Origin of the sequence: Geobacillus sp. ZGt-1, assembly GCF_001026865.1 — a bacterium.
GTDB lineage: Bacteria > Bacillota > Bacilli > Bacillales > Anoxybacillaceae > Geobacillus > Geobacillus thermoleovorans.
The window spans coordinates 1-316 of the sequence record NZ_LDPD01000115.1 but is presented as its reverse complement, the minus strand read 5'-3'; the positions used below and the strand labels follow the sequence as shown (position 1 = coordinate 316).

Here is a 316-nt window from a genome sequence, read left to right as displayed (position 1 = left end):
CGGAATATTGAGCGAGAAATGAAGGTTTTGGAGCAGAAAGGCATTTTCCTTTCCCCGGATGGTAGATTAGTAGAGGCCGATCTTGCAGGTTCAGCGGTTGCCGAGCTTTCAAAGTATGCGACGAAATCCGAGGACTATATTGTCTACAATCGTTATAAGCAAAGACAGGTTCGCGACAAGGTGAAGCTCGTTCCTGTCGTCTCAAGCGGGGTTAATTGGGACAAGACTGACGAGGTTGTCGCGACATTGGACATGGCTTTGTCGCGGCGAAGATTGCTCGCATATGGCGGTTTGTTGAAAGAGGTTTGGAATGAGT

The 316-nt window shown here is 48.4% G+C and carries 1 pseudogene; it reads left to right on the top strand.

The window, feature by feature from the left end:
* Nucleotides 1-316 (top strand): annotated as a pseudogene (locus tag VU18_RS18185) (hypothetical protein); the annotation flags it as partial.